General features: G+C 73.0%; 1 protein-coding gene. It reads left to right on the forward strand.

All coding sequences use genetic code 11. From position 1 onward, the window contains the following. Positions 1-257: 257 nt before the first annotated feature. Positions 258-1,145, forward strand: an 888-nt coding sequence (locus tag GL263_RS26930) for a DUF5667 domain-containing protein (RefSeq protein ID WP_182858340.1), incomplete at its 3' end; no start/stop codon positions are given.

Consider the following 1,145-nt stretch of genomic DNA (forward strand, 5'->3'; position numbering starts at 1 on the left):
GTACGAACCCTCCCCCCACCGGCCACTCCCCCGTCCGCTCACGCTTGGTAACCGCCCATGACCTCCTGGTCAACGTTCCAGTCACATCATCGCCAGTCCGTAACCCGAGTGCGTTGCCGCTCGTTGTGGGTTTTGCAGACTCCCCGACGGGCCGCCGCGTCCACCCGTCATCACTCGATCGGGTGGAGCTTCGGAATCCGCGCAACCCTCCCCCTGAGGCCGGGAGTCAACCGTGCTGACGAGAGGAGGTGCCGCCTGTGATCGGATCCGTGTCCACCAACCGGCGGGCCAACGCCTTCGCCCAGGCGCTCGGCGCTCCCGACACCCCGGACGCTTCGGCCGACCCGACGGCCCCGGTCCCGGACGAGGAGCCGGCGGCGGCGGGCGACGCGCAGGCCAGAGCCGTCCGCAGCGCCGGGCCGGACGAAGCCCACGACCACGAACAGGCCGCGCTGCTCGCGGTGGCCGACGGCCTGGCGGCGCTGCCACGGCCGCAGCTCGACCCCGAGGTGAAGACCGTTCAACGGGCCCAGCTCATCGCGGCGATGGAGGCCCAGTTCGCGGGCGGCCAGGTGCCCGAGCAGCGCGGCACGAGCGGTCGCGGCGCACACCGGGCGACACCGTTGGGCGGGCTCGGCAAGCTCCGTCCCAGGTCACGCCTCACCAAGGGGCTGGCGGCCGGCGGTCTCACCGTCGGCGTCGCGGCCGGCGCCTTCGGCGGTGTCGCCGCCGCCAGCACCGACGCCCTCCCCGGCGACCGCCTCTACGGCCTCAAGCGCGGCATGGAGGACCTCAAGCTCGACATGGCGGGCAACGACGTCTCACGGGGCCGCCTGCACCTCGACCACGCCTCCACCCGCATGCACGAGGCGCGCCGGCTCATGGAACGCGGCCGCTCAGGACCGCTCGACCACGAGTCCCTCGGCGAGGTCCGCAAGGCACTCAACGCCATGAGCAGCAACGCCGACGAGGGCCGGCGGCTGCTCAGCGCGGCCCACGAGCGGGACGGCGACCTCGGACCGCTGCGCGCCCTGTCGGCGTTCGCCGAGTCCCACCGCGGCGGCTGGGAGGAGCTGCGCGGCCTGCTGCCCGTCCAGCTCCACGATGTCGGCGAACAGGTCAACTCGGTGTTCGACGCCATAAAG

Source organism: Streptomyces durbertensis, assembly GCF_014156695.1.
GTDB lineage: Bacteria > Actinomycetota > Actinomycetes > Streptomycetales > Streptomycetaceae > Streptomyces > Streptomyces durbertensis.